This window comes from Agrobacterium sp. Ap1, from assembly GCF_017313375.1.
Lineage (GTDB): Bacteria > Pseudomonadota > Alphaproteobacteria > Rhizobiales > Rhizobiaceae > Neorhizobium > Neorhizobium cellulosilyticum.
This window is the reverse complement of sequence record NZ_JAFLMY010000001.1, coordinates 627846-651919: the sequence shown is the minus strand read 5'-3', so window position 1 is coordinate 651919 and position 24074 is coordinate 627846. Positions and strand designations below refer to the sequence as shown.

The 24074-nt window shown below is 58.5% G+C and carries 16 protein-coding genes; 5 read left to right on the top strand and 11 right to left on the bottom strand.

Annotated features, from left to right (window positions below; translation table 11 throughout):
• Positions 1 to 169: 169 nt before the first annotated feature.
• The 4 genes from JZX87_RS02995 to uxaC form a co-directional block, all read right to left on the bottom strand.
• Entirely contained in the window at positions 170 to 1453 is a 1284-nt protein-coding gene (locus JZX87_RS02995; protein WP_148145178.1) for a TRAP transporter large permease, read from the bottom strand.
• Positions 1444 to 1983 carry a TRAP transporter small permease gene (locus JZX87_RS02990; RefSeq protein WP_148145177.1) on the bottom strand — a complete coding sequence of 180 codons (540 nt, stop codon included), beginning with the start codon at positions 1981 to 1983 and terminating at the stop codon, positions 1444 to 1446. The genes JZX87_RS02995 and JZX87_RS02990 overlap by 10 nt, the downstream gene beginning before the upstream one ends.
• Before the next feature lie 155 nt (positions 1984 to 2138).
• Positions 2139 to 3125, bottom strand: a complete 987-nt coding sequence (locus JZX87_RS02985) for a TRAP transporter substrate-binding protein (protein WP_286194057.1) — start codon at positions 3123 to 3125, stop codon at positions 2139 to 2141.
• Positions 3126 to 3266: 141 nt separating this feature from the next.
• Entirely contained in the window at positions 3267 to 4676 is a 1410-nt protein-coding gene (gene uxaC / locus JZX87_RS02980) for a glucuronate isomerase (protein WP_206823725.1), read from the bottom strand.
• A gap of 976 nt (positions 4677 to 5652) precedes the next feature.
• Between uxaC and JZX87_RS02975 the strand changes: the two genes are divergently transcribed.
• The 5 genes from JZX87_RS02975 to btsR all read left to right on the top strand — a co-directional run bounded on the left by JZX87_RS02975 (position 5653) and on the right by btsR (position 11858).
• On the top strand, positions 5653 to 7170 hold the full coding sequence (locus JZX87_RS02975) for a mannitol dehydrogenase family protein (RefSeq protein WP_206823720.1): 1518 nt from the start codon (positions 5653 to 5655) through the stop codon (positions 7168 to 7170).
• Between the two features lie 46 nt (positions 7171 to 7216).
• Positions 7217 to 8407 (top strand): mannonate dehydratase, encoded by a 1191-nt coding sequence (uxuA, locus tag JZX87_RS02970; protein ID WP_148145173.1) that lies wholly within the window; start codon positions 7217 to 7219, stop codon positions 8405 to 8407.
• A 112-nt stretch (positions 8408 to 8519) separates the two neighbouring features.
• Positions 8520 to 9230, top strand: coding sequence for a GntR family transcriptional regulator (locus JZX87_RS02965; protein ID WP_148145172.1), 711 nt, complete (start codon positions 8520 to 8522; stop codon positions 9228 to 9230).
• 114 nt (positions 9231 to 9344) lie between these two features.
• Entirely contained in the window at positions 9345 to 10862 is a 1518-nt protein-coding gene (locus JZX87_RS02960; protein ID WP_206823718.1) for a UxaA family hydrolase, read from the top strand.
• 279 nt (positions 10863 to 11141) lie between these two features.
• Positions 11142 to 11858 carry a two-component system response regulator BtsR gene (gene btsR, locus JZX87_RS02955; protein ID WP_148145169.1) on the top strand — a complete coding sequence of 239 codons (717 nt, stop codon included), beginning with the start codon at positions 11142 to 11144 and terminating at the stop codon, positions 11856 to 11858.
• 112 nt (positions 11859 to 11970) lie between these two features.
• Here the strand turns inward: btsR and JZX87_RS02950 are convergent, their stop codons facing one another.
• The 7 genes from JZX87_RS02950 to JZX87_RS02920 form a co-directional block, all read right to left on the bottom strand.
• Entirely contained in the window at positions 11971 to 13782 is a 1812-nt protein-coding gene (locus tag JZX87_RS02950) for a carbon starvation CstA family protein (protein ID WP_206823716.1), read from the bottom strand.
• A 173-nt stretch (positions 13783 to 13955) separates the two neighbouring features.
• Positions 13956 to 15776 (bottom strand): sensor histidine kinase, encoded by a 1821-nt coding sequence (locus tag JZX87_RS02945; protein ID WP_206823714.1) that lies wholly within the window; start codon positions 15774 to 15776, stop codon positions 13956 to 13958.
• Positions 15777 to 16150: 374 nt separating this feature from the next.
• Positions 16151 to 17596 carry an NAD(P)(+) transhydrogenase (Re/Si-specific) subunit beta gene (locus JZX87_RS02940; protein ID WP_206823711.1) on the bottom strand — a complete coding sequence of 482 codons (1446 nt, stop codon included), beginning with the start codon at positions 17594 to 17596 and terminating at the stop codon, positions 16151 to 16153.
• 20 nt (positions 17597 to 17616) lie between these two features.
• Positions 17617 to 19191, bottom strand: coding sequence for a Re/Si-specific NAD(P)(+) transhydrogenase subunit alpha (locus JZX87_RS02935; RefSeq protein WP_206823710.1), 1575 nt, complete (start codon positions 19189 to 19191; stop codon positions 17617 to 17619).
• Positions 19192 to 19516: 325 nt separating this feature from the next.
• Entirely contained in the window at positions 19517 to 20995 is a 1479-nt protein-coding gene (locus tag JZX87_RS02930; RefSeq protein WP_206823704.1) for an amidase, read from the bottom strand.
• A 152-nt stretch (positions 20996 to 21147) separates the two neighbouring features.
• The gene (locus JZX87_RS02925) at positions 21148 to 22848 is read right to left on the bottom strand and encodes a poly(glycerol-phosphate) alpha-glucosyltransferase (RefSeq protein WP_206823703.1); all 1701 of its coding nucleotides are present in this window, start codon (positions 22846 to 22848) and stop codon (positions 21148 to 21150) included.
• Positions 22849 to 22877: 29 nt separating this feature from the next.
• Positions 22878 to 24074, bottom strand: a complete 1197-nt coding sequence (locus JZX87_RS02920; protein WP_286194056.1) for a beta-barrel domain-containing protein — start codon at positions 24072 to 24074, stop codon at positions 22878 to 22880.

Below are 24074 nucleotides of genomic sequence, written 5' to 3'. Positions count from 1 at the left end.
CGGCCGCGGTTGCGGTTGAAGCCAATAAAAGCCGGTCGCATCGTTGCGGCCGGCTTTTGTTTTGCGGTGATGTGTGAGCCTTCACGAGCGCCCCAGTCGGGACCAGATTGAACGAAAAAGCGCCCGGTGGAAGCCGGGCGCTGGATTTTCGAGCTGCGGGCTGTTTCTTTTAGTGCATCAGCAGGCGTGGCAGCCACATGGAGAACATCGGCACATAGGTGACCAATGCCATGGCCAGGAAGAGTGCGCTGTAGAAAGGCAGAATGGACTTCATGACTTCGCCGACCGAGATTTCACCGATGGCGCAGCCGATGAACTGCGTGGTGCCGACCGGCGGCGTGTTGAGGCCAAGTGCGCAGTTGAGCAGCATCACCATGCCGAACTGTACCGGGTCCATGCCGTATTGCATGGCAATCGGCAGGAAGATCGGCGTGCAGATCAGGATGGTCGAGGCCATGTCCATGAACGTGCCGAGCAGGAACAGGATGATGTTGATCATCAGGAAGATGACGATCGGGTTGGTCGAAATGTGGCTCATCAGCTCACCGGTCATATCGGCAACGCCGTAAAGACCCATGAGATACTGGAACATGGTCGACACGCCGATCAGCAGCAGGACGATACCGGTCGTCTTGACCGTCTTGGCTGCTGCCGCAAGGAATGCTTCCCAGGTCATCGTGCGATAGATGAAGAAGGTCAGAAGCATCGTGTAGATCACGGCGATGGACGCAGATTCCGTCGCGGTGAAGATGCCCGAGATGATACCGCCGAGGATGATCACCACGATCAACATGCCAGGTGCTGCTGCAGCGAGCGAGCGCATGACGATGTGCCAGCCGGGGAAGGTGCCTGCCGGGTAGCCGCGTTTTCTTGCCACGTAATAGGCCGCACCGAGGTTACAGACCATCAGAAGCAGGGCAGGCATGATGCCGGCGGCGATGAGGGCGCCGATCGATGCCTTGCCGCTGGCGGCCAGTGCATAGATGATCATGTTATGGCTGGTCGGCATCAGCGCGCCAACCAGAGCGGCGTGCGTCGTGACGTTGACCGCGTAGTCGGCGTCATAACCTTCCTTCTTCATCATCGGGATCATGACGGCGCCCATGGCCGACACGTCGGCAACGGGGGAGCCGGCGACACCGCCGAAGAGGGTGCAGGCAACGACGTTCGACATGCCGAGGCCGCCGCGAACATGGCCGACCATGGCCTTGGCTGCATTGACGATCTTGTCGGCAACGCCGCCATGCAGCATCAATTCACCGGAGAAAATGAAGAAAGGAATGGCGAGAAACGAAAATACGTTCATGCCCGCCATCATCTGCTGGAAGCCGACGGCGATCGGAAGACCTTCATAAAGAATGGTGCAAAGCGCCGACAGACCGATCGCGAACGCAACCGGGATCCCCGCAATGAGGAAGCCGACAAAAGTGATACAAAGAATGGTTAGTGCCATGACGGTACGACCTCCGCCTTACGGAAAATGGCCAGGATATGTTCGATTGAAAACATGATGATCAGGACGCCCGAGACCGCGAGCGGAATGTAGCGCACGGCTTCCGTCACATGGAGATTGGGCATCAGGTAGGGAGCGACCGACCAGCCGAGGATCCAGCCATTATAGGCCATGGCGGCACCGAACAGGCAGATGGCGATGTAGATGACCAGCTCTACATAACGCTGCATATATTGCGGCAGGAGAACGGTCAACGAATCGAGAGCAATGTGACCGGCATCGCGAACGCCAACGGCGGCCCCGATCATGGTGACATAGAGAATGAGGACGATTGCGAGGTTTTCCGTCCAGCTGGGCGAGTCGTTCAGCACGTAACGGCCGAAGACCTGGTAAAAAACGACGGCCACAAGCGTCAGCAGACCGGAAATGGCCAGGATCATGCCGATCTTGGCAAGCGGTGCGTTGATGCTCGTCAGCCAGCCAGTCATCGCAGGTGGATGAGCGGCTTCAGATTTGCTGTGAGTGTTCATATTATCCCCCGGGCGCACCCGCCCGAATACCTGGCTCGGTCTTCGGAATGTACGATGCGCGGTGTCTTGAGGTTTGTAGTGCCCGGCGCCTCTTATCCGGCGTGCAGGCTTTGGAGGAGGAAGCAGCTCCGGTCTGAAGCTGCTTCCTTCATGGTTTACTTGGTTGCCTGGATCCGCTTGACGAGGTCCTGAAGTTCCGGCGTCTTGGCGAACTGGTCGTAGACAGGCTTCATCGCATCGACGAATTCCTGCTTATCATTGACGTCCTCGATAATGCTGCCGGCCTTTTCGACAATTTCCTTCGAAGTGGCTTCGCGTGCATCCCAGAGACGGCGCTGTTCAACCACCGAGTCCTTGGCTGCCTGGCGGATCAGAGCCTGGTCTTCCGGCGGCAGCTTGTCCCAAATCGGCTTGGAGAAGAGCAGCAGTTCCGGCACCATGGCATGTTCGGTACGGGTGTAATACTTGGCTGCTTCGTAATGGTGGGACGATTCATAGGACGGGTAGTTGTTCTCGGCGGCATCGATGATGCCGGTCTTCAGGCCGGTATAGACTTCGCCCATCGGCATCGGCGTTGCGTTGGCACCGAGAGCCTGAACCATTGCGACGAACATGTCGGACTGCTGGACGCGGATCTTCATGTTGTGAAGGTCGGCAAGCGTTTTGATCGGCTTTTTGGTGTACATCGAGCGTGCGCCGCTGTCGTAGAAGGCAAGGCCGACCATGCCCTGCTTCTCAAGTGCCTTCAGGACTTGTTCACCGATCGGGCCATCAAGCACGGCGCGTTCATGGGCCGTCGAGCGGAAGATGAAAGGCATCGAGATGACGATGGTTTCCGGCACCATATTGTTGACCACGGCGGCGCTGATGCGCAGCATGTCGAGGCCGCCGATGCGCAGCTGTTCGATGGTGCCGCGTTCGTCACCCAGTGCGCCGTTCGGGAAGACCTTGACGCCGAGGCGACCGTTGGTGCGCTCGGACAGGATCTTGCCCATATACATGGCGCCCTGAACTGTCGGATAGTCATTCGGATGAATGTCGGCCGACCTGAAGTCGCGGGACATGGCCGGAGATGCAAGAAGGACACCTGCTGCGCCGGCAGCAAGGAGCATCGTGCGGATCGCCTTTAAAGTTCGTTTCATTTGTATTTCCTCCATTAATAAATGATTTGATCAGAAATCCGGCCAGCCGGACCCGGTGCCGGAAATGAGGCTGATGCTCCATTTCCGGTTTTCCGGAAGCCAGTTTTGATAGTCTCCTCAAGCCGACGCCTCAGGCGTCGGTCATAGCCGATACGCCTTTTTTGCAAGCGTATAGGCAAGCTCCGTGGCAAGCTCGAAAGCTTCTTCTTCCCTGAGCCTGTGTTCGCTGACGAGTCGCGCCAGGAAGGCGCAATCGACCCGTCGAGCAACGTCGTGGCGCGCCGGTATGGACGGGAAGGCGCGCGTATCGTCGTTGAAGCCGACCGTGTTGTAGAAACCGGCGGTTTCGGTGGTCATCTCGCGGAAGCGCCGCATGCCTTCCGGGCTGTCGTGGAACCACCATGCGGGGCCGAGCCGGAGTGCCGGATAAGCGCCTGCAAGCGGAGCCAGTTCGCGGGCATAGGACGTTTCGTCGAGCGTGAAGAGCACGACAGTCAGGTCGCGCTCCGCGCCGACGGCATCGAGCAACGGCTTCAGGGCGCTGACATAGTCGGTGCGGCCCGGAATATCGAAGCCCATGTCGCGGCCATGATTGGCGAACACGGTCGGCGAATGGTTGCGCCTTGAACCCGGATGGATCTGCAGCACAAGCCCGTCATCCAGGCTCATCTTCGCCATTTCCGTCAGCATCTGGCCGCGGAACAGCTTGTGATCATCCGCATCGGATTTGCCCGCGCGGATCCGGTTGAACAGCGCTGCAGCTTCCTGGTCCGACAGGTTGGCGGTATCGGCTGTAGCGTGACCATGGTCCGACGACGTAGCGCCGAAGGACTTGAAATAGGCACGGCGTTTCCGGTGAGCGGCGAGATAGCCCGTCCACGAACCAGTGTCCTCACCCGTCATGTCGCCCAGCTGGTCGAGATTGGCGGAGAAGCCCTCGAAGTCCGGGTCGACCACGGCATCAGGCCGATAGGCGGTAACCACACGCCCATCCCAGCCGCTGTCGCGGATCGCCTTGTGCCAGCGGAGGTCGTCGAGAGCGCCTTCGGTGGTCGCGATGACTTCGATGTTGAACCGCTTGAAGAGTGCACGAGGCCGATATTCCGGCAGGGCGAGTTTCTCGGCGATCTGGTCGTAGCTCTTGTCCGCAGTCTTTGCCGTGAGCGGTTCATCGATGCCAAACAGGTTGGAAAGGACGAAGTCCATCCACTGACGCGTCGGCGTACCGCGGAAAAGATAATAGTTTTCAGCGAAAAGCCGCCAGATCCGGCGACCATCGGTTTCCACGGTCGAGCCGTCGAGGCGGCGTACGCCAAGATCCTCGAGGCGGATACCCTGGCTGAAGAGCATCCGGAAAATGTAATGATCCGGAACGATCAGAAGCTGAGCCGGATCCGGAAATGGTTCATCCAGTGCATACCATTTGGGATCGGTATGGCCATGAGGGCTTATGATCGGAAGATCCGAGACAGTTTTGTAAAGTGCTTGAGCAATAGAGCGAATACTGTTTTCGGCCGGAAATAAAACGTCAGAATGTATAAGTGATTTCATTGGGGAGCCGACCTCCTTTCGACAACATCAACGCTAGATTGCTGTGAATTGGGATGTCAATGATCTCGTTGCAGCAATGTAGAGGTCGCATTTCTTGATTTTCGTCAATTCTTGCGAACGTCTTTTTTGCGGGAAATCCGCATTGAATCATGGTCATAAAATCCCTATCGGCAGTGTCTAAAAAATCGCGAAAATCGGTTTCATGCCAGATTGGGTGTGCGAAATTGTCGCAGGTACTTGTTGTGTCCAGTCGAAGGTGTCGCAGCTTTTTCCTGGGGCCGGAGATTGATTTTCCTGCGTTCGGAAATTCGAGTTGAGGGGATTTTTTCACAGCTGGTTCGCGGAAACATCATTTGGCGAATTGGATAGGTGTTGAGGTGGCTTTCGCCTCGGTCCCATGAAAAACCAGGCGGCAGCGAACGGCAATTTTATACATCTAATTGATAATTATAATTAAATCTCGCAGCCCGTGACAAATGTCAATTTCAGGGCGCCTTTCAAAATGTCGCACGCTCGTTATGAATTTTGCTATTCAAGTTCACCCATATGGTAGTATACGTATATGGTAGTGAGGATCGAGGATGAGGAAACGCGGCTGGTGCGACTACGGTAGTGCATGGATTTCGAGGTCAGAAAATATAGAAGCTGCTGGTTTTGAGGCCTGGTCCACCGGCATATGCATCGGCTGACCATCGGCATGGTCAGCGAGAAGATAGTGGTTGCTGCCGTGCTTCGTTCGGTACGGTGTCAGGTCACGATGGCTCGTTATTCATTGGTTCATTTTGAGTGAAGGTCGAAGCTTGCAGGGGCGTCGTGCCGTGTAGTCGGCCGATTTGTCTGTTACATGAGATACACGTAAAAAGTGTAATTTTGAGACGGAAAACCCGAGGCTTTATTGTGCCTGCAAAGACTGCCGAAAGACATTGAGTTACGTTTGACGCCCCGTATCTCCTCCTGAGATATCCGAGGATTTTTCATGACTAGCGATTTGAGGAATGATGTTGTCCCGAAACGTCTGGGCAATGCCGCGCTGGCCGGCCTTCCGGATGCAGTCGAGCGTCCGACCTATGACCGCGAGGCGGTCTCCCCCGGCATCGTGCATATCGGTCTTGGAGCTTTCTGCCGTGCCCATGCCATGGTCTACACGGATGACGTTCTGCAGGCCGGGGCGACGGACTGGGGTATTATCGGAGTGTGCCTCATGTCGCCCGCCATGCGGGACGCCCTGAAACCACAGGATGGACTTTACACGCTGCTAAGCCGTGACAATGACACGGATGTGCTGCGTATCATCGGGTCCGTCCTCGATGTCATGGTGACGGCGGAGCAAAAGTCCGAAGTTTTCGAGCTGCTCTGCAGGCCGGAGATTCGTATCGTGACGCTGACGGTCACGGAAAAGGGATATTGCCTGGACGGTGCGACCGGCGGCCTTGATGAAACACATCCGGCAGTCGTTGCGGATCTCGCCAATCCCACAAATCCGCAAAGTGTTCCCGGCTTCCTGACTGAAGCGCTTCGCCTGCGGCGTGCGGCAGGGCAGGCGCCTTTTACGGTTCTGGTTTGTGATAATCTGGCCCAGAATGGAATCAAAGTTTGCAACGCGGTAACCCGCTTTGCCTCGCTCCGCGATGAAGAGCTGGGGCAGTTCATCTCGCAGAACGTTGCCTTTCCTTGCACGATGGTTGACCGGATCACGCCCGCTACGCAGGACGCCGATCGGCAGAAGGTCGCGAATGGTCTTGGGATCGTGGATGCTTGGCCGGTTGTTACCGAGCCTTTCCGCCAGTGGGTCGTGGAGGATCATTTTCCGCTGGGAAGACCGGATTGGGAAAGAGCCGGTGCAATCATGGCCGAGGATGTTCTGCCCTATGAGTTGATGAAGCTGCGCTGCCTCAACGGGTCTCATTCGACGCTTGCCTATCTCTCGGTGATCGCCGGTATCGAAGCGATCGCTGACGCCATGATAGACGAGGATCTGCCCAAGGTGATCCGCCGATTGTGGGACGAGGATCTGATCCGCACCCTGCCGCCGGTTCCGGGGACCGATGTCGTGGCTTACACCCATGACCTTGAAGCACGGTTCCGTAATACGGGCGTACGCCATCTAACCCTGCAGATTTCCTGGGATGGATCGCAAAAGCTTCCGCCGCGACTGCTGGAAGCCGCCGTCGAACTTTATTCTTCCGGTCGAGAGCCGAAGGTCATTCCGCTGACCGTTGCGGCGTGGATGAAGTTTCTGTCGGGCAGGAATGAGCTCGGACTGGATTATGTCGTCACCGATCCGCATGCGGCGCGGTTGACAAGCATTGCCAAGGATGCCGGCGCTGATGCCGTCAAGCTGGCCAATGCCCTTTTCGACATTCGCGAAATCTTTGGAGACGTGCTGCCCGCCAATGCGCATTTCCGAGCCGAAGTCACCAAACATTTATCGAGCCTGATGAGCCGTGGGGTCCACAAAACCCTGAGAGCTTTCCTGGGCGAAGCTGAAGCCTGAAGCGTGCAGCTTGGGGCGATACATAATTAGGGTAGGAGAATACCAAATGGAACAGACATGGCGTTGGTTCGGCCCGGATGATCCGGTGAGCCTGGAAAAGATTCGCCAGGCGGGTGCAACCGGCATCGTCACTGCTCTTCATCACATGAACCAGGGTGGCGTCTGGCCGTCTGACGAAATCGCCAAGCGCAAGGCCGAAGTCGAGGCCGCGGGCCTGACGTGGTCGGTAGTGGAAAGCATCGGGGTCGGTGAAGAGATCAAGACCCGCAGCGGCAATTACCGGGAGAAGATCGACAACTACAAGCAATCGATCCGCAATGTCGCCCGTTCCGGCGTGAAGGTAATCTGCTACAATTTCATGGTGATCACCGACTGGAGCCGTACCAATCTGATGTACCGGCTGCCGAATGGCGGTTATGCGCTTCGTTACGACAGCGTCGATTTTGCCGCCTATGATCTCTTCGTTCTTGGCCGAACCGGGGCCGAGGCATCCTATTCGGCTGAACAATTCGCTGCCGCCAAGGCTCGGTTCGAGGCCATGGACGAGGCGAAGATTTCGGAACTGGAACGTAACCTTATCGACTGGCTGCCGGCGCGCGACTTTGCCTATACGCGCTCGACGTTCAAGGAGATGCTCGAACTCTATCAGCAGATCGGGGTCGAGGATCTTCGCGCCAATCTGATCGAATTCCTGCGTGAGATCACGCCGGTGGCGGAAGAGGAAGGCGCACGGCTGTGCATCCATCCCGACGATCCGGCTTTCCCGATTTTTGGTCTTCCGCGTGTTCTGTCCACTGCGGATGATGTGCGCGCGTTATTCAGAGGCGTTCCCCAGGATGCTTGCGGCCTGACTTTGTGCACCGGCTCTTTCGGGTCCAACCCGAAGAATGATCTGGTGGCCATGACGAAGGAATTCGCGCCGCGCATCCATTTTGCTCATTTGCGCAATACGACCCGCGAGCCGGATGGATCATTCTACGAGGCGGATCATCTCGGCGGCGATACGGATCTCGTTGCAGTGACGGCGGCTCTGATGGCGGAAGAAGACCGTCGTGCTTCGATTGGTCATCCGGTGCCGCAGATTCCGATGCGCCCTGATCACGGACATCTCCTGGGTGACGATATCGGCCAGAAATCCAATCCCGGTTACTCTTTTGTCGGCCGTCTCAAGGGATTGGCCGAGCTTCGGGGCGTCATGCAGACCGTGCAGGCTTTCAGGGAGGGGCGCGTGGCATAACAGACAGAGTATAGTTTCGCAGCCTGCAACGGCATCAATGTTGCCGATACGTCGGAAATCTCGCAAAAGAGGATAACTCGCCCTGACTGCAACAAAGAAGATGAGTGACTGAATGGTGGATCGCAGCCGTTCCCGTTTGACGAGCCAGGTGTTCGACAAGATCCGGGAAGATATCGTATGCGGCCGTCTTGCTCCGGACGCCCCCTTGTCCGAGGCAGACCTTTGCCAGCAGCTGGAAGTGAGCCGGACGCCCGTGCGCGAGGCACTTATCAAGCTTGCCGAAGAAGAGCTGGTCGTTATCTATCCGCATTTCGGGACGTTCGTTGCGCCGATTTCGCTCGAAGCCGTCACTGTTGGGCAGTATATTCGCGAGAAGCTGGAATGCGCACTTGTCGAGGATGCGATCAAACGCATGGATGACGATGGGCGCGAACGCATTCGTGCCAACTTGCGAGAGCAGGCTGCAGTGGTCGGAAACGGTGACGCGTTCTACAGGCTCGACAACGTCTTCCATTCCCTCATCGCCGAACTCAGCGGCTATGCGGGTGCGTGGAATGCGATCTTGCGGGCCAAGACACAGCTTGATCGCGTGCGATATCTGACGACGCAGGACAGCGACCGGATGGCCGTCACCCTGATCGAACACCAGATGATCGCAGACGCGATGATTGCAGGTGATGTCGATGTTACGGTGGCCCACATGCGTTCTCACCTTAGAACCGTTTTCGGGCATCTCGACGGCCTCGGGCTGGACGATCCCCGGCCTCGCCTGCCGTCCCGCAAGCGCGGTGGCAGAGGTAATTCGGCAGCACAGGACGCCTGATGCAATCTCAGCCTGAAGGCTGAGGCAGGCGACAATTCAAAGACTTCGATGCATGGCCTGGAGACCGGCCGGCAATGCACCCGGCATGGAAGCCGGATCAGGAGAAAGATAGCTATGATCAAGAACAGCATTTGCCTTCATCCCGCCGACAATATCGAGATCGCATTGCGCGATCTCAAAGCTGGCGACATCCTGACGACAAGCGGTGTCGCGACCGGCCAGGCCATTGCACGCGGACACAAGATTGCGACCGCTGCAATTCCCGCCGGCGGCAATGTATTGCGCTACGGACAGATCATCGGCCAGGCCAAGGTCGACATCGCCGCCGGCGATCATATTCATGTCCACAACCTGGGCATGGGCGAGCATGCGCAGGATTACGCGTTCGCCAGCGCCAACACGCCTTTGCCGGCTGTCACCGAAGCGCGGACGTTCATGGGTTACAAGCGGGCGGACGGCAAGGTTGGCACCCGCAACTATATCGGTATCCTGACCACGGTTAACTGTTCCGGTTCGGTCGCCCGTTTCATCACGGAAGCGGCCGAGAAATCGGGTTTTCTTGATGCGTTTCCGAACGTCGACGGTATCGTGCCGATCTCGCATGGCACGGGTTGCGGCATGTCCACAGACGGAGAGGGCTATGCCACGCTGTTTCGCACGCTTTCCGGTTATGCGCAGAACCCCAATTTCGGCGGCATCCTTCTTGTCGGTCTCGGCTGTGAAGTGATGCAGATCCCGGATCTGGTCGGTGGCCGTCGCATCCGCCAGGACGGTATGCTGCGTTACATGACGATCCAGCAGGAAGGCGGTACGCGCAAGACGATCGAAAGAGGTCTGGAAGAATTGCGCGGTGTTGCCGAGTTCGCCAATCGCACGACGCGCACGCCTGCTCCGGTTTCGGAAATCACCATCGGCATGCAGTGCGGCGGTTCGGACGGCTACTCGGGTATTACCGCCAACCCGGCGCTCGGTTATGCCTCGGATCTTCTGGTCCGGCATGGCGGTACGACCATTCTGTCCGAGACGTCCGAAGTCTATGGCGCCGAACATCTTCTTACGCGCCGAGCCGAAACGGCGGAGATCGGCAACAAGCTGATCGAGCGGCTGAAGTGGTGGGAAGACTATTGCGCCCGCAACGGCGGTGAGATGGACAACAATCCATCCCCCGGCAACAAGAAGGGCGGGTTGACGACGATCCTTGAAAAATCGCTCGGTGCTGTCGCCAAGGGCGGTACGGCGCCGTTGCTCGGTGTCTACAAGTTCGGCGAGAAGATCGACCGCAAGGGCTTCGTGTTCATGGACAGCCCCGGTTTCGATCCGTGCTCGGTGACCGGACAGGTCGCATCGGGTGCCAACCTGATCGTCTTCACCACCGGTCGCGGTTCGGTTTCCGGCTACAAGCCTACACCCTGCATCAAGATCTCGACCAATTCCGAGATGTATGAGCGGATGAAGGACGACATGGACCTCAACTGCGGCGATATCGTCACGCAAGGGGTGACGATCGAGGAAAAGGGCAAGGAGCTTTTCGAGCTGATCATCCGGGTTGCATCGGGCGAACAGACCAAGAGCGAGGAGCTGGGTTATGGCGGTGCGGAATTCGTGCCGTGGCAGATCGGCGCCGTGATGTAACGGTTTTATCAGGCCGGCAGAGGTGGTGGTTCTCAAAAACAACGCCGCCCGTTGCTACTGGTGAATTGAATGGCTCGGTGTTCATTTCATCGGGCCATTTTCCGTTTCCTGCCGACAAGCGGAGGCATGGTGGTTTTTGGACAGGCTTTGGCGGATCGCCGGTCGTTGATCTGCCGCAAGGTTGACATGCTTGCGGCCGATTACGACTTTGCTGCGACATTCCGTACACCGGCGGTGTCAGTTAAGAGCATGTTCTTTCCCGCTGGATGATTTGAGCGCATGAGAGTTCTGATCGTAGACGACGAAACCCTGGCACGCGACGAGCTGAAATCGCTCATCGCGGAAGAGAGCGATATCGAAATCGTCGGCGAATGCGCCAATGCGATCGAAGGGATTGCGGCGATCAACCGGCTGTCGCCGGAGATCATGTTTCTCGACATTCACATGCCGCAGGTCACCGGGCTGGAAATGCTCAGGATGATCGATCCCGAAAGGATGCCGCGTGTCGTGTTTCTCACCGCCTATGAGGAATATGCGGTGCGGGCCTTCGAGGAGAATGCCTTCGATTACCTGTTGAAGCCGATCCAGGAGGAGCGGCTGCAGAAGACGCTGGCGCGTCTTCGCAAGACGACTTCGGACCAGCGGGAAAAGCTGCTCGATGTTGCGCCGCCGCTGCGCCATATCCCGTGCACCGGCCTTAACCGGATACGGCTGATGAAGCTCGAAGAGGTCGAGGCGATTTTCTCAAAGCCCGGCGGTATCTATGTGCTCGGCAATGACGGGCATGAGCATTTCACCGAATTGACCCTTCGGACGCTGGAGGAGCGGACGCGGCTTATCCGCTGTCATCGCCAGTACATGGTCAATCCGGAGCATATCAAGGATATCGCGCTTGGCGAAAACGGCGTTGCCAATATCCTGACCCTTGGTGGGCGCTCCATTCCTGTCAGCCGGCGGTTTCTCGGGCCGCTGAAGGAACAGCTCGGCATCCTCTGACGCCGACGATCCCCGACACTTTATATTATGCATCTCCCAAAAAATTCGAACCGGGCGCATGTGGGTCTCACATGCGCCCGGTTCCGGCTCGGGAGGAATTTTGGAGAGCCGTTTATTCGGCCGGTGTGCCGAGATATTTCTCGGTTCCACCGGCTCTGTTTACACGAAGCATGTCCTTCCACTTGAAGATCGCGGTGACGAGGATGATGACACCCAGCGCCATCATGATCATCGAAAGGACGGCGTTGATGGGGTTGTAGCCCTTGGCTGCTTCGTTGAGATAGACATTGGCGATCATCCAATAGCCTGCATAGTTCACTGTCACGAACAGGTAGGCGAGCGGGATGAGGCAAGTCAGCACGTAGATCCGCTTGGCCGAGAGCCGCAGGATGATGGTTGCGCCGATGGTGAGACCCAGCGAGGCCATCATCTGGTTCGACACGCCGAACAGAGCCCATACCGAGTTGATGTCGCCCGAATTCAGGAGATACCCCCAGAGAAGGCAGGCGACGACGCTGGCGAAGATCGAGCCGGGCAACCAGTTGATCTGCTTCATCGGAGCCCAGAGATCACCGAGAATATCCTGGATCAGATAGCGGGCAACACGGGTTCCCGAGTCGATCGCGGTCAGGATGAAGACGGCTTCGAACATGATGACGAACTGGAAGAAGTAGGCAGCCAGTGTCTTGAACCAGGGAATGCTGGTGAAAATCTCCGTCATGCCGACGGCGAGCGTCACGGCGCCACCGGTACGGCCGGCGAGGTCCATGCCGATCGACTGTTCGAGGCGGGGCAGATCCTGAACGGTCATGCCGAGCTTGGCGAAGACTTCCGGCGAGGCATTGATGGCGAAGTAGTCGGCCATCGGCAGGGCGGTTGCGGCGATCAGGGCGAGCACGGCAACCAGGCATTCGACCAGCATCATGCCGAAGGCGACGGGGCGGATGTCGCTCCACTTGTCAACCAGCTTGGGCGTGGTGCCCGAGCCGATGAAGGCGTGGAAACCCGAGATCGCGCCACATGCAATGGTGATCGAGATGAAGGGCCATACCGGGCCGGCCAGAACCGGGCCGCCGCCATGGATGAATTCGGTCAGGGCCGGCATCTTGATTTCAGGGTTGATGATGACAACGCCGACGACAAGGGCGGCGAATACGCCGATCTTGAGGAAGCTCGAGAGATAACCGCGCGGGGTCAGGAGCAGCCAGACCGGCAGGGCGCTGGCGAGGAAGGCATAGATCGGCAGCATGATGCCGAGCGTATCGTAGTGGAAGGTGAACCACTGGCCGAGTGCCGATTCCTGGACATAGGGGCCGGCGAAGACCGAGGCGAGAATGGCGGCAAGGCCGACATAGGTTGCTATCTTGCCGTTGCCGCCCATCTTCTCATAAAGGCCGACGATCATGGCGATCGGGATGGTCATGAAGACGGCGAACGTGCCCCAGGGGTTCCGTTCCAGCGCATGGACCACAACCATCGAAAGGCCTGCCATGGTGATGGTGATGATGAACAGCATCGCAAGACCGGTGCACCAGCCGGCGACCGGGCCAAGTTCCGCCTTGGCGACTTCCGACAGCGACGAGCCCTTGTGCTTCATCGAGGCGAAAAGCACGACCGTGTCATGCACCGCGCCACCGATGACGCAGCCGACGAGAAGCCAGATCAGACCGGGCAGATAACCGTATTGGGCGGCAAGAACCGGCCCGACAAGCGGGCCGGCGGCGGCGATGGCCGCAAAGTGCTGGCCGGCATTCACCCACTTTTTGGTGGGTACATAATTGCGTCCATCCGCCAGCGAGTGCGATGGAGTGGTTTCGGCGTCGTTGATGCCAAGCACCTTGCGGACAAAGAAGATACCGTAGAAGCGGTAGCAGATGGCAAGGATGCAGGCCGACCCGATGACAATCGATAAAGCATTGCTCATGGTACGTCCTCCGTAAGAATGACGTCACGCTTACACGCGCGTGTAAGAAGCGGGAGTGGGTGTTTGGGCCAGCGGCGTCATCGCGGCGCGAGCGGCGGAGAATGAACCTTGAGCGGTGGAGAGGTTTTGGCCTTTTGAAGGCTGCGGCGCGGCAGACCGTTTCCTGAAGGCCGTTACTTTGTCGCCGACCACAGGCGGGCGACCTTCAGGCGGCCGCGAAGAGGTGTGCGTGGGGGTATAACGTCATCATGTGAATGATCGTGATGATGGTCATGCCGGCCATCATGATGGTGGCTATGGTCGTGTACGGGCTCACTCATCGGCACGCGCAGGTTCACGGTGGTGAACACTTCCGCTTCCCATTTCACGTCGATGCCATAGGCGTCGCCGAAATGTCCCTTGGTGCGGCGGTCGACGATATTCATGCCGAGCCCGCCATCGACGGACGGTTTGCGGACGAACAGGCCCGCATTGTCGGTCACTGAGATCAGCAGATCATCACCATCCGGCCTTGCCGAGATCGTGATCTGGCCCTCTCCGATCAGTTGTGACGTGCCATGCTTGATGGCATTTTCCACCAAAGGCTGGAGCGAAAAAGCCGGGAGACGGACCTCTGCCAGGTCGTCCGGAACATCGATCTCGATCTGCAGATGTTCGCGGAAACGTGCCTTTTCGATTTGCAGATAGGCGTTCACATGTTCGATCTCGTCGGACAGCGTGACGATGTCGTTCGTCCGCTTCAGGTTCTTGCGGAAGAAGGTTGAAAGGTTCTGCACGAGATTGCGCGCTTCGCCCGGATCTATCCGGATGATGGCCGATAGCGTGTTGAGCGTGTTGAAGAGAAAATGCGGATTGACCTGAGCGTGCAGGAGCTTGATCTCGGATTCGACCAGCATCTGCTTCTGGCGTTCGTAGCGCCCGGCGAGAATCTGGGCAGAGAGCAGGCGCGCGACACCTTCGCCGAGCGAGCGGTTGAAGGTCGAAAATAGTTTGGTCTTCGGTTCATAAAGCTTGATGGTGCCGATTACCGCGTTGTCCTCGCCTTTCAAGGGAATGACGAGCGACGATCCGAGCGGGCAGTTCGGATGGATCGAGCACTGATAACTGACCTCGTCGCCATCGGCATACATGACCTTGTTCTCGGCAATCGCTTCCATGGTTTGGGCGGACGTGATGGCGCGGCCGGGCAGATGATGGTCTGCGCCGATGCCGATGAAGGCGAGGATTTTTTCGCGGTCGGTGATCGCAACCGCGCCGACATTGGCTTCCTCGTAAAGGATGCGGGCGACCTTGGTGCTGTTTTCGGCATTAAAGCCGTTGCGCAAAACGCCTTCGGCGCGTTCCGCGATCTTCAGCGCCTTGCCGGAGAAGACCGTCGAGTGAGTTTCGAAAAGTTTGCGCCGGTCGCCAAGGATGTTCATGAACATCGCGGCACCGATGGTATTTGCCACCGTCATCGGCAAAACGATCGTCTCGACCACATGGGCTGAATCGACAAAGGGTCTGGCGACGATCAGGATGATCGACATCTGGACGATTTCGGCAACAAGCGTGACGCCGGCGATCAGGGGAGGCCAGAAGAGGAGATCGGTCCTTTTGCGGCGCATGAGATAGCTGTGAACCAGCCCGCCAATCAGGCCTTCGGCCGTCGTCGCAATCGCGCAGGCAAGTGCTGTGAAACCGCCGAGCGAATAGCGGTGCATGCCGCCGGTGAGGCCGACTGCAAGACCGACCAACGGGCCGCCTAAAATGCCGCCGAGCACGGCGCCGATCGCGCGCGTATTGGCAATCGCCTCGTCGATATGCAGGCCGAAATAGGTGCCCATGATGCAGAACATCGAGAAGATGACGTAGCAGGCGATCTTGCGCGATGGCCGGACGGTAACCTGCATCAGCGGCAGAAACAGGGGCGTCTTGCTGAACAGGTAGGCGATGACGAGATAGACGCAGGTCTGCTGCAAAAGGCCGATGACAAGGTTCGTCCAGCCGAACATGAAATGTCCTTCGTTCTATCTTCGCCAGCGGATGAGGCGTTCGATCACCGCACCGAGACGATCCATGCCATAAATCGCGACTGCCGCAATAGAAGGCGGCGCGCAACAGCTGCCACGCGCTTCACATTGACGTTTTACACGTTCAAGCGAAGCCGAACCGTCGGTTTCGGTCGAGGCAGTATCATCGGTCGGGGTCAAGCGTAAGCGCATGTGTCCATCACGGCAAGCGGATCGTTTTGATCTGATCCGCCATCAAGGTCACCCGCTGACGGGCCGTGCATTGACCTGTCGCAATACCGGGCTGGCGCTTCTTCCCGGTTCTCGGTGTTTCGGTCCGGGATCGCTTGCGCAACCCCGAACCCATTTTGCGTGTGTTACTTGATCATCGGCAGGAGTTCGGAGACGGATTTCTTCGCGTCGCCATAGAACATCCGTGTGTTCTCCTTGTAGAAGAGCGGGTTCTCAATGCCGGAATAACCGGTGCCCTGGCCACGCTTGGAGACGAAGACCTGCTTGGCCTTCCAGACTTCGAGCACCGGCATGCCGGCGATCGGCGAGTTCGGGTCTTCCTGGGCGGCCGGATTGACGATGTCGTTGGAGCCGATGACGATGACGACCTCGGTACTCGGAAAATCGTCGTTGATCTCGTCCATTTCCATGACGATGTCGTAAGGCACTTTGGCTTCTGCGAGCAGCACGTTCATGTGGCCCGGCAGACGGCCTGCGACCGGATGGATGGCGAAGCGCACTTCCTTGCCGGCAGCGCGCAGCTTGCGGGTCAGTTCCGAGACTGCCTGCTGTGCCTGCGCCACGGCCATGCCGTAACCGGGAACGATGATGACACTGTCAGCATCGTTCAAGGCATTGGCGACACCTTCGGCATCGATGGCGATCTGCTCGCCCTCGATTTCCATCGCAGGTCCCGTCGTGCCGCCGAAGCCGCCGAGGATGACCGAGATGAAGGAGCGGTTCATCGCCTTGCACATGATGTAGGAGAGGATCGCGCCCGAGGAGCCCACCAGCGCGCCGGTAACGATCAGAAGATCGTTGCCGAGCGTGAAGCCGATGGCGGCAGCCGCCCAGCCGGAATAGCTGTTCAGCATCGAGACCACGACCGGCATATCGGCGCCGCCGATGCCCATGATGAGATGGTAACCGATGAAGAAGGCGAGAAGCGTCATCAGGATCAGCGTCCAGACGCCTGCGCCGTTGCAATAGGCAAGCAGCAGAAGAAGCGAGAGACCCGCCGCGCCGGCATTGAGGAAATGGCCGCCGGGCAGTTTCTTCGCCTTGCCGTCGACCTTGCCGGCCAGCTTGCCGAAGGCGACGACCGAACCGGTGAAGGTGACCGCACCGATGAAGACGCCGAGGAAGACCTCGACCTTCATGATGGCCAGTTCGACCGGATCCTTGTGGGCGAGAATGGCGGAAAAGCCTTCGAGCGTTGCGCGGGCAGCCTCGTCCAGGCCACCGACGCGCCATGCCTCGATATGAGCATTGTAGCCGATGAACACGGCGGCAAGGCCGACGAAGGAATGCAGCGCTGCGACGAGCTGCGGCATTTCCGTCATCTGCACGCGGCTTGCCACGTAGTAACCGGCGATAGCGCCGGCGGCGACCATGATCACAATGATCAGGCCGATACCGAAACTGGTGGCGACACCCGGACCGAAGAAGGTGGCGATGACGGCGAGCGCCATGCCGATGATGCCGTACCAGACGGCGCGCTTGGCGCTTTCCTGGCCGGAAAGGCCGCCGAGCGACAGGATGAAGAGAACCGCAGCAGAGATGTAGGCGGCCGAAACGATACCGATCGTCATGATAATAACCCCCTACGCACTCAAGACTTCTGGAACATGGCGAGCATTCGCCGTGTCACGAGAAAACCGCCGACGATGTTGATCGTCGCGACCAGAACCGACAGGGCGCCGAGGACGACGACCAGCCAGTTGCCCGAGCCGATCTGCAACAGTGCACCCAGGATGACGATGCCGGAAATGGCGTTGGTGACGGCCATCAGCGGCGTATGCAGCGAATGCGAGACGTTCCAGATGACCTGGAAGCCGATGAAGCAGGAGAGCACGAAGACGACGAAATGGCTCATGAAGCTTGCCGGCGCATAGGCGCCAACGATCATCAGCAGCACTGTTGCGACGCCGAGCAGGATGGCCTGGTTCTTGGTCTGCGCCTTGAAGGCTGCGACTTCCTTCGCCCGTTTTTCTTCCTGCGTCAGTTCCTTGGCCTTTTCCTTCGGCTTCTGGGCGGCAATCGCCTGGATCTTTGGCGGCGGCGGGGGATAAGTAATTTCGCCATCCTTGGTGACGGTCGCGCCGCGGATGACGTCGTCTTCCATGTTGTGAACGACGACACCGTCCTTGGCCGGCGTCAGGTCCGTCATCATGTGGCGGATATTGGTGGAATAGAGCGTCGAAGATTGGGAGGCCATGCGGCTCGGGAAATCGGTGTAGCCGATGACGGTGACGCCATTGTCAGAGACGATCTTCTGATCGGCGACGGTGAGGTCGCAGTTGCCGCCGCGTTCGGCTGCAAGGTCGATGATCACCGAACCCGGCTTCATAAGGGCCACCATGTAGGCAGTCCAGAGCTTCGGCGCGTCACGGCCCGGAATCAGCGCCGTGGTGATGACGATGTCGATCTCAGGTGCCAGTTCGCGGAACTTTTCCAGCTGTTTTTCGCGGAATTCCGGCGAGGACGGGGCCGCGTAGCCACCGGTGGCAGCGCCATCCTGCTGGCTTTCCTTGAAGTCGAGGAAGACGAACTGAGCGCCCATGGATTCGATCTGTTCGGCGACTTCCGGGCGAACGTCGAAGGCATAGGTGATGGCGCCGAGCGAGGTGGCGGTACCGATGGCGGCCAGACCTGCAACACCTGCACCGATAACCAGAACCTTGGCCGGCGGCACCTTGCCTGCAGCCGTGACCTGGCCGGTGAAGAAGCGGCCGAAATTGTTGCCGGCTTCGATGACGGCGCGATAACCGGCGATGTTTGCCATCGAAGAGAGAGCATCCATCTTCTGGGCGCGCGAGATGCGCGGCACCATATCCATGGCGATGACGTTTGCGCCCTTGGCCTTGGCCTGTTCGAGCAGGTCCTTGTTCTGGGCCGGGTAGAAGAAGGAGATCAGTGTCTTTTCCGGGCTGAGCTTGTCGACTTCAGCGATTTCCGGCGGACGCACCTTGGCGATCACGTCGGAGGCTTCGATCAGCGCGTCAGCCGTCTCGACCACCGTCACGCCGGCGGCGCGATAAGCTTCGTCCGAAAAGCCTGCAGCCTTGCCTGCACCGGTTTCGATCACGCAGTCATAGCCAAGCTTCTGCAAGGCCAGCGCACTGTCCGGCGTCATCGCCACACGCGCCTCGCGGTCCGCGCGCTCTTTAAGAACCCCTATCTTCAATAGTCCCGTCCCCAATTCGTTTTCATCGTGGCCAAGCCGGCAAGTGACCGGCATTCCTGCCGTAAACTGTTACGACAAGGATTTCCGAGCGGAAAGGCCGGGGATGGTACTTGGCGGTACGGTAAGCGCAAGTGGAATACTGCGGGAAGTCGTCTTTTTCTCCCGCATTCCTTGTTTAGTCTTCTGTTTAGCCGCGGCATTACGCGGTTTGATGGCACAGTCGGCCTGTCGCCAGCGACGATAGGTCGCTGGCCGGTATTCAATGAGCAATCTCGTTTCGCAACCTCGCCGGCAAGGCATTTCGCGCTCGCGTTGAGCAAGCCGATCAGGCTAACGCGGTTACGTGAACTTTGGGCAAGTCGCCAAGATTCCACTTTCCCTCAATCGCGCGTTCGATCTGGGCCGCAAGCTGCAGCAGCAGACCATCGCGGCCAAGGCCGGTCTGGATCTGCATGCCGAGCGGAAGGCCGTTGACGTGTTTGGCGAGCGGAAGGCTGAGACCCGGTGTGCCGCAGAGATTGCTAAACGGGGTGTAGGCGAAAAAGCCCCAGAGATTGGCGAACCAGTCGAGGGCCGATGGATTGTCGGTCATCGTCAAATATTCGGTCGTGCCGATCGGCGGCGTTTCCCGGGCAGTGATCGGCGTCAGCACGATGTCCCATTTCTCGTAGAATTCACCGAAGGCGCGGGCGGTTTCGTTGAAGGCGAGCTGCATGTCGGCGCGCTCGGTATAGGTCGCGTCCTTGCCTTGTTCCCAGATGCGGATGTTCATCGGTTCGATGAGATCCCCGGGTGGTCGTTCTAGGCCTCGCATGCGCAGAAGATTGTTCACCGTCTGGGCAAAGTTGGTGATGTAGCAAGCCGTCTGTGCCGTATAGGCTTTCTCGAAGTCTATCGAGGGTTTGATCCATTCGACATGATGGCCGAGGCTTTCGAGGAAACGGGCCACACGCTCCAGCTCGGAGACGATATGCGGCGTCGATTTATATGGTCCCCATTCGTGGGAGACCGCGATGCGCAGTGGTTTCGGATCGCGCTTGATCAAGTTTAGGAAAGGCTCGTCGGGCGACCAGTAGGGCATGAATTCGCCCGGTGCGCCGCCGCGGCAATTGTCGACAAAGGCGGCTGTGTCGCGCACTGTCCGGGTGATGCAGCCCTGTGTCGAGACGACAGAGGTGAAGTCTGAAGCCGCAGGAGCGATGGAAAAGGTGCCGCGGGAGGATTTCAGCCCGATGCCGCCGTTAACGCCTGCCGGAATGCGGATCGAGCCCCCGCCGTCTGTCGCATGGGCAAGCGGCACGACACCGGCGCCGACCATGACGGCGGAGCCGGCCGAAGAGCCGCAACTGGTGAAATCCGTATTCCAGGGGTTGCGGGTAACATAAAGCGCCGGATTTTCCGCCGAGCTGCAGCAGCCGAATTCCGGGGTGGTGGTGCGGCCGATGATATTGAGGCCTGCTGCTTTCATCTTGGTGGTCAGGAAGGTGTCGGAGGTCGGGCGGTTGCCCTTCATGTAGAGCGATCCCTGCTCTTGCAGCCGGCCGGCAAGCGTCGGGCCGAGATCTTTCAGGAGGAAGGGCAGACCTGCAAATGGACCTTCGGGATCTGCGCCGTTGACGGTGGCGTCGGATACCGCATCCTCGAAGATCTCGATCACGCCGCAGATCTGCGGATTGACCGCCTTGATCGCCGTTGCTGCCTGTGTTGCGAGTTCGGATGCGGTGACTTCTCCATCTCTCACCAGTTCCGCAAGGCCAAGACCGTCTTTGCCGAACCATTCGGCCCAGCTCATCACCATCGTCATCTGCATTCCCCAATGTTTTCGTTCTAGCGAAATCTTATTCTGAAAAAGCCTCGGCCAGAACGGCGCGAGGCACGTAGTGCAGGGGTGCAGATAATCACGCCTGATGCGGAGTGTCTCAGGAAATTTGCTGCAGTGCGCGAAAAGGATACGCGCTAAAGGTGGCTTCTGCCGGAGATGTCGTGCGGGGCGTCTTCTGTCGCTTCCTGCTCATTCAAGTAGCGTAGATAGGCGACATATCCGGACAGATAATGTTCGACATCGTCGATGCGCACCCGAAAGGCATGATGGCGAATGAAGAAGGAGCCGAGCACCTTTCTGGGGTTACGCATGAACATCGCCATCTCGGGCCAGAAATGCCCGTTGAGCATGTAATGCGCCCGTTTTTCCAGCGCGCGTTCGAAGCGGCCGGGGGCGATCCGGTTCAAAAGATGCGGGAACCGCCCGTCGATTTTCAACCGCGTCAAAACCTGCCGCGTCGCCATCATCAGCTCGAGAAGCGTCGGGAATGTCGTGATCCGGTTTGCGACAAAATCGAGATGATCGGCGATGTTGTCGATGGCGAAGCGGTAATAGTCTTCTTCGGGGCGATGCCGTGTCAGTTCATTGGCGCAATAGGCGAGCCAGTGGTCGTGATGGCGCGCGTGATCGTTGCGGATGAAATGCCCGAAGGCGAGTTCGACAGCCCTTAGCCAGCGGTTGTCGCGAAGCTGGTCGTAGAGCCGCATCAGGGCGAAGACGGCCTCTCCTTCGTAGTAGATGGTGCGGAATTCCTGCCGGGTTTCGAGGCTGGGAAAAGTCAGGACGTGGCGGAAAGCGCCGGTCTTTTCGTCCTGCATGAAGCAGATGCCGGAGGCAAGCCTCTCCATCAGTTCGTCATGACGGTCGTCGTTAAAGACGCTGGCGTGTTTGGCAAGCGCCAGGATCGCGACGGCATTACCGCCGAGCTTGATCTCGTTGTCGGCTTCGACAAGGAAGGCGGCGATCCTGCCGTTGGGCAGAAGCGCATGGACGATGAGATCGCGTGTCAGGCAGGAAATCGAGTTGCTGATCGCTTCGCGCAGGAGCGGAGTGCAGGTCAGCTCGTATGCCTCGATCATCGCATAGGTGGTGCTGGCATGGCGAAGCGTATTGTAGGTGCCGATCTCCCTGTCGAAGCAGGGGTGATAGCCGTAAACGAAACGGCCGTCGGGGCTGACCTGGCGGGTGAGGAATTCGGAGGCGTCATAGATCAGTGACGTGACCTGCCCGACGTCCAGCTTGTCGATGATCCTGTGTCCGGCATTGAGGCCAGAGGGATGAAGCGGGTAGACCGTCGTTCCGTCGAAAAACGCGCCTGTGCTGGCGAAAGGATAGATCACTCGATCATCTGCAAAGTCCGGCGGTAGGTGATCAGGGAAACGGGAGCTGAAATAAAGAAGAAAGTTCTTTTCGTTCAGTTCGGCTGAGACATTGCGGTTGCGGCCATAGAGCATCGCGTTGGCGTTCAGTTCCTGTTCCTGAAAGGCGATCTCGAACCGGTCGTCCAGTGAAATGCCGAGGCGGAAGTAATTGCGTTTCGTGTCGCTCAGCACGTCACGGAGTTCGGCCCAAGTAGAGGCTTCCAGGGCGGTTGGCCAATCGACCCGCAACCACCGATGCCGGCCGGATTGGCGGCGTTGAATGGTTAGGACGGCCTCCATGCCCGTCTGCCAGGCCTGATCAAAAGACGAACCGCGTGCAATGCTGACGCTCGCCCTTTCCTCACCGTCGGAACAGGAAAAGAACAGCACATAGGCCGGATAGGGCGCGGGCAAGGGATGGCATGCGGATCGTACATGGTCCTGCAGCAGGGTCATATCCGGTGGCGTCGTCATGCAGTCCTCCTTGCACCAGCGCCGTTTTCCTAGCGTTCGCGCATCGCCTCTTTGGCCTTGTTGAAGGGTTTAAGCAGGTAATCCATCACGCTCTTCTGGCCGGTATGGATATCGACGGTGGCGACCATGCCGGGCGAGATCGGAAATATCTTGCCGGCATGATTTTCCAGCGCGTCTTTTTCCGTCTTCACGAAGACGCGGTAATAATAGATCTCGGGGTCTACCTCATCCTGTATCGTGTCGGGCGAGATGGTGACGACCTTGCCGTCGAGTCCGCCATAGATGGCGTAGTCATAGGCGGTGATCTTCACCGTGGCGCGTTGATCGGGATGGATGAAGGCGATGTCGCGCGGCAGGATGCGTGCCTCGATCATCAGCTGGTCGCCAAGCGGGATGATATCCATCAGCTTGCCGTTCGGGGGCACGACGCCGCCGATGGTGGAGACCTCGATATTCTTGACGATGCCGCGCACCGGTGAGCGAAGAGTGAGGCGGGCGAGGCTGTCCGAACGGCCCTTGATGATGGAAATGAGCGAGCTTACCTCGGCATTGGCCTTGGCCAGCTGTTCGCGGGCTTCTACGACATATTGGGTGCTGGTCTCGACCTTCTTGAGTTCCAGTTCCGCCCGTTCGCGCTTCAGGCGGATGATCTCGACACTGCTGGCCGCCCCCATCTTCGACAGGTCTTCATTGACCGCAAGCTCCTGACGGGAGAGGGCGAGTGATTCATCGATCCATTGCAGCGTCTCTTTCAGGTTATGCTGGCGGGCTTCATAGAGCCTGGTCTCCGAAGCGACCAGCTCGGGATAACCGGTCAGTTCATCCGGAAAGGTGAGGGGGGTCTGGTTGACTTCCGCCGTCAGCCTGGCCGAACTCGCCAACGCGGCCCGGTATGTGGCAGCGGATTCTCCGACGCCGGATTCGGTGATCGTCGGATCGAACTGGGCAATCAACTGCCCGCGTTCGACGACCTGGTTTTCCTGCACCATCAGCTTCGAGACGATACCGCCTTCCAGCGACTGGATGACCTGTTCCTTGCTGATCGGCACGACCTTGCCGTCACCGGTCGAGACCTCGTCGAGAATGGCGAAGTGCGCCCATATGAGAACGACGACGATAAGGAGGGCCATGACCTTGATGACGGTCTTTGCCCCGGACAGGCGCACCTCGTCCTCGCCGCCATATTGCCAGCTCTCGTCTACGATACGGGGAAAGGACATGGCCAT

Coding starts and splice junctions, on each gene's coding strand:
- JZX87_RS02975 (WP_206823720.1), top strand. CDS start 5,653: ATGACTAGCGATTTGAGGAATGATGTTGTCCCGAAACGTCTGGGCAAT.
- JZX87_RS02940 (WP_206823711.1), bottom strand. CDS start 17,596: ATGACGATCGGTATCGTTTCGGCCGCCTACATCTCTGCTGCGGTTCTC.
- JZX87_RS02990 (WP_148145177.1), bottom strand. CDS start 1,983: ATGAACACTCACAGCAAATCTGAAGCCGCTCATCCACCTGCGATGACT.
- btsR (WP_148145169.1), top strand. CDS start 11,142: ATGAGAGTTCTGATCGTAGACGACGAAACCCTGGCACGCGACGAGCTG.
- JZX87_RS02925 (WP_206823703.1), bottom strand. CDS start 22,848: ATGACGACGCCACCGGATATGACCCTGCTGCAGGACCATGTACGATCC.
- uxuA (WP_148145173.1), top strand. CDS start 7,217: ATGGAACAGACATGGCGTTGGTTCGGCCCGGATGATCCGGTGAGCCTG.
- JZX87_RS02945 (WP_206823714.1), bottom strand. CDS start 15,776: ATGTTCGGCTGGACGAACCTTGTCATCGGCCTTTTGCAGCAGACCTGC.
- JZX87_RS02930 (WP_206823704.1), bottom strand. CDS start 20,995: ATGACGATGGTGATGAGCTGGGCCGAATGGTTCGGCAAAGACGGTCTT.
- JZX87_RS02985 (WP_286194057.1), bottom strand. CDS start 3,125: ATGAAACGAACTTTAAAGGCGATCCGCACGATGCTCCTTGCTGCCGGC.
- JZX87_RS02960 (WP_206823718.1), top strand. CDS start 9,345: ATGATCAAGAACAGCATTTGCCTTCATCCCGCCGACAATATCGAGATC.
- JZX87_RS02950 (WP_206823716.1), bottom strand. CDS start 13,782: ATGAGCAATGCTTTATCGATTGTCATCGGGTCGGCCTGCATCCTTGCC.
- uxaC (WP_206823725.1), bottom strand. CDS start 4,676: ATGAAATCACTTATACATTCTGACGTTTTATTTCCGGCCGAAAACAGT.
- JZX87_RS02965 (WP_148145172.1), top strand. CDS start 8,520: ATGGTGGATCGCAGCCGTTCCCGTTTGACGAGCCAGGTGTTCGACAAG.
- JZX87_RS02920 (WP_286194056.1), bottom strand. CDS start 24,074: ATGGCCATGTCCTTTCCCCGTATCGTAGACGAGAGCTGGCAATATGGC.
- JZX87_RS02995 (WP_148145178.1), bottom strand. CDS start 1,453: ATGGCACTAACCATTCTTTGTATCACTTTTGTCGGCTTCCTCATTGCG.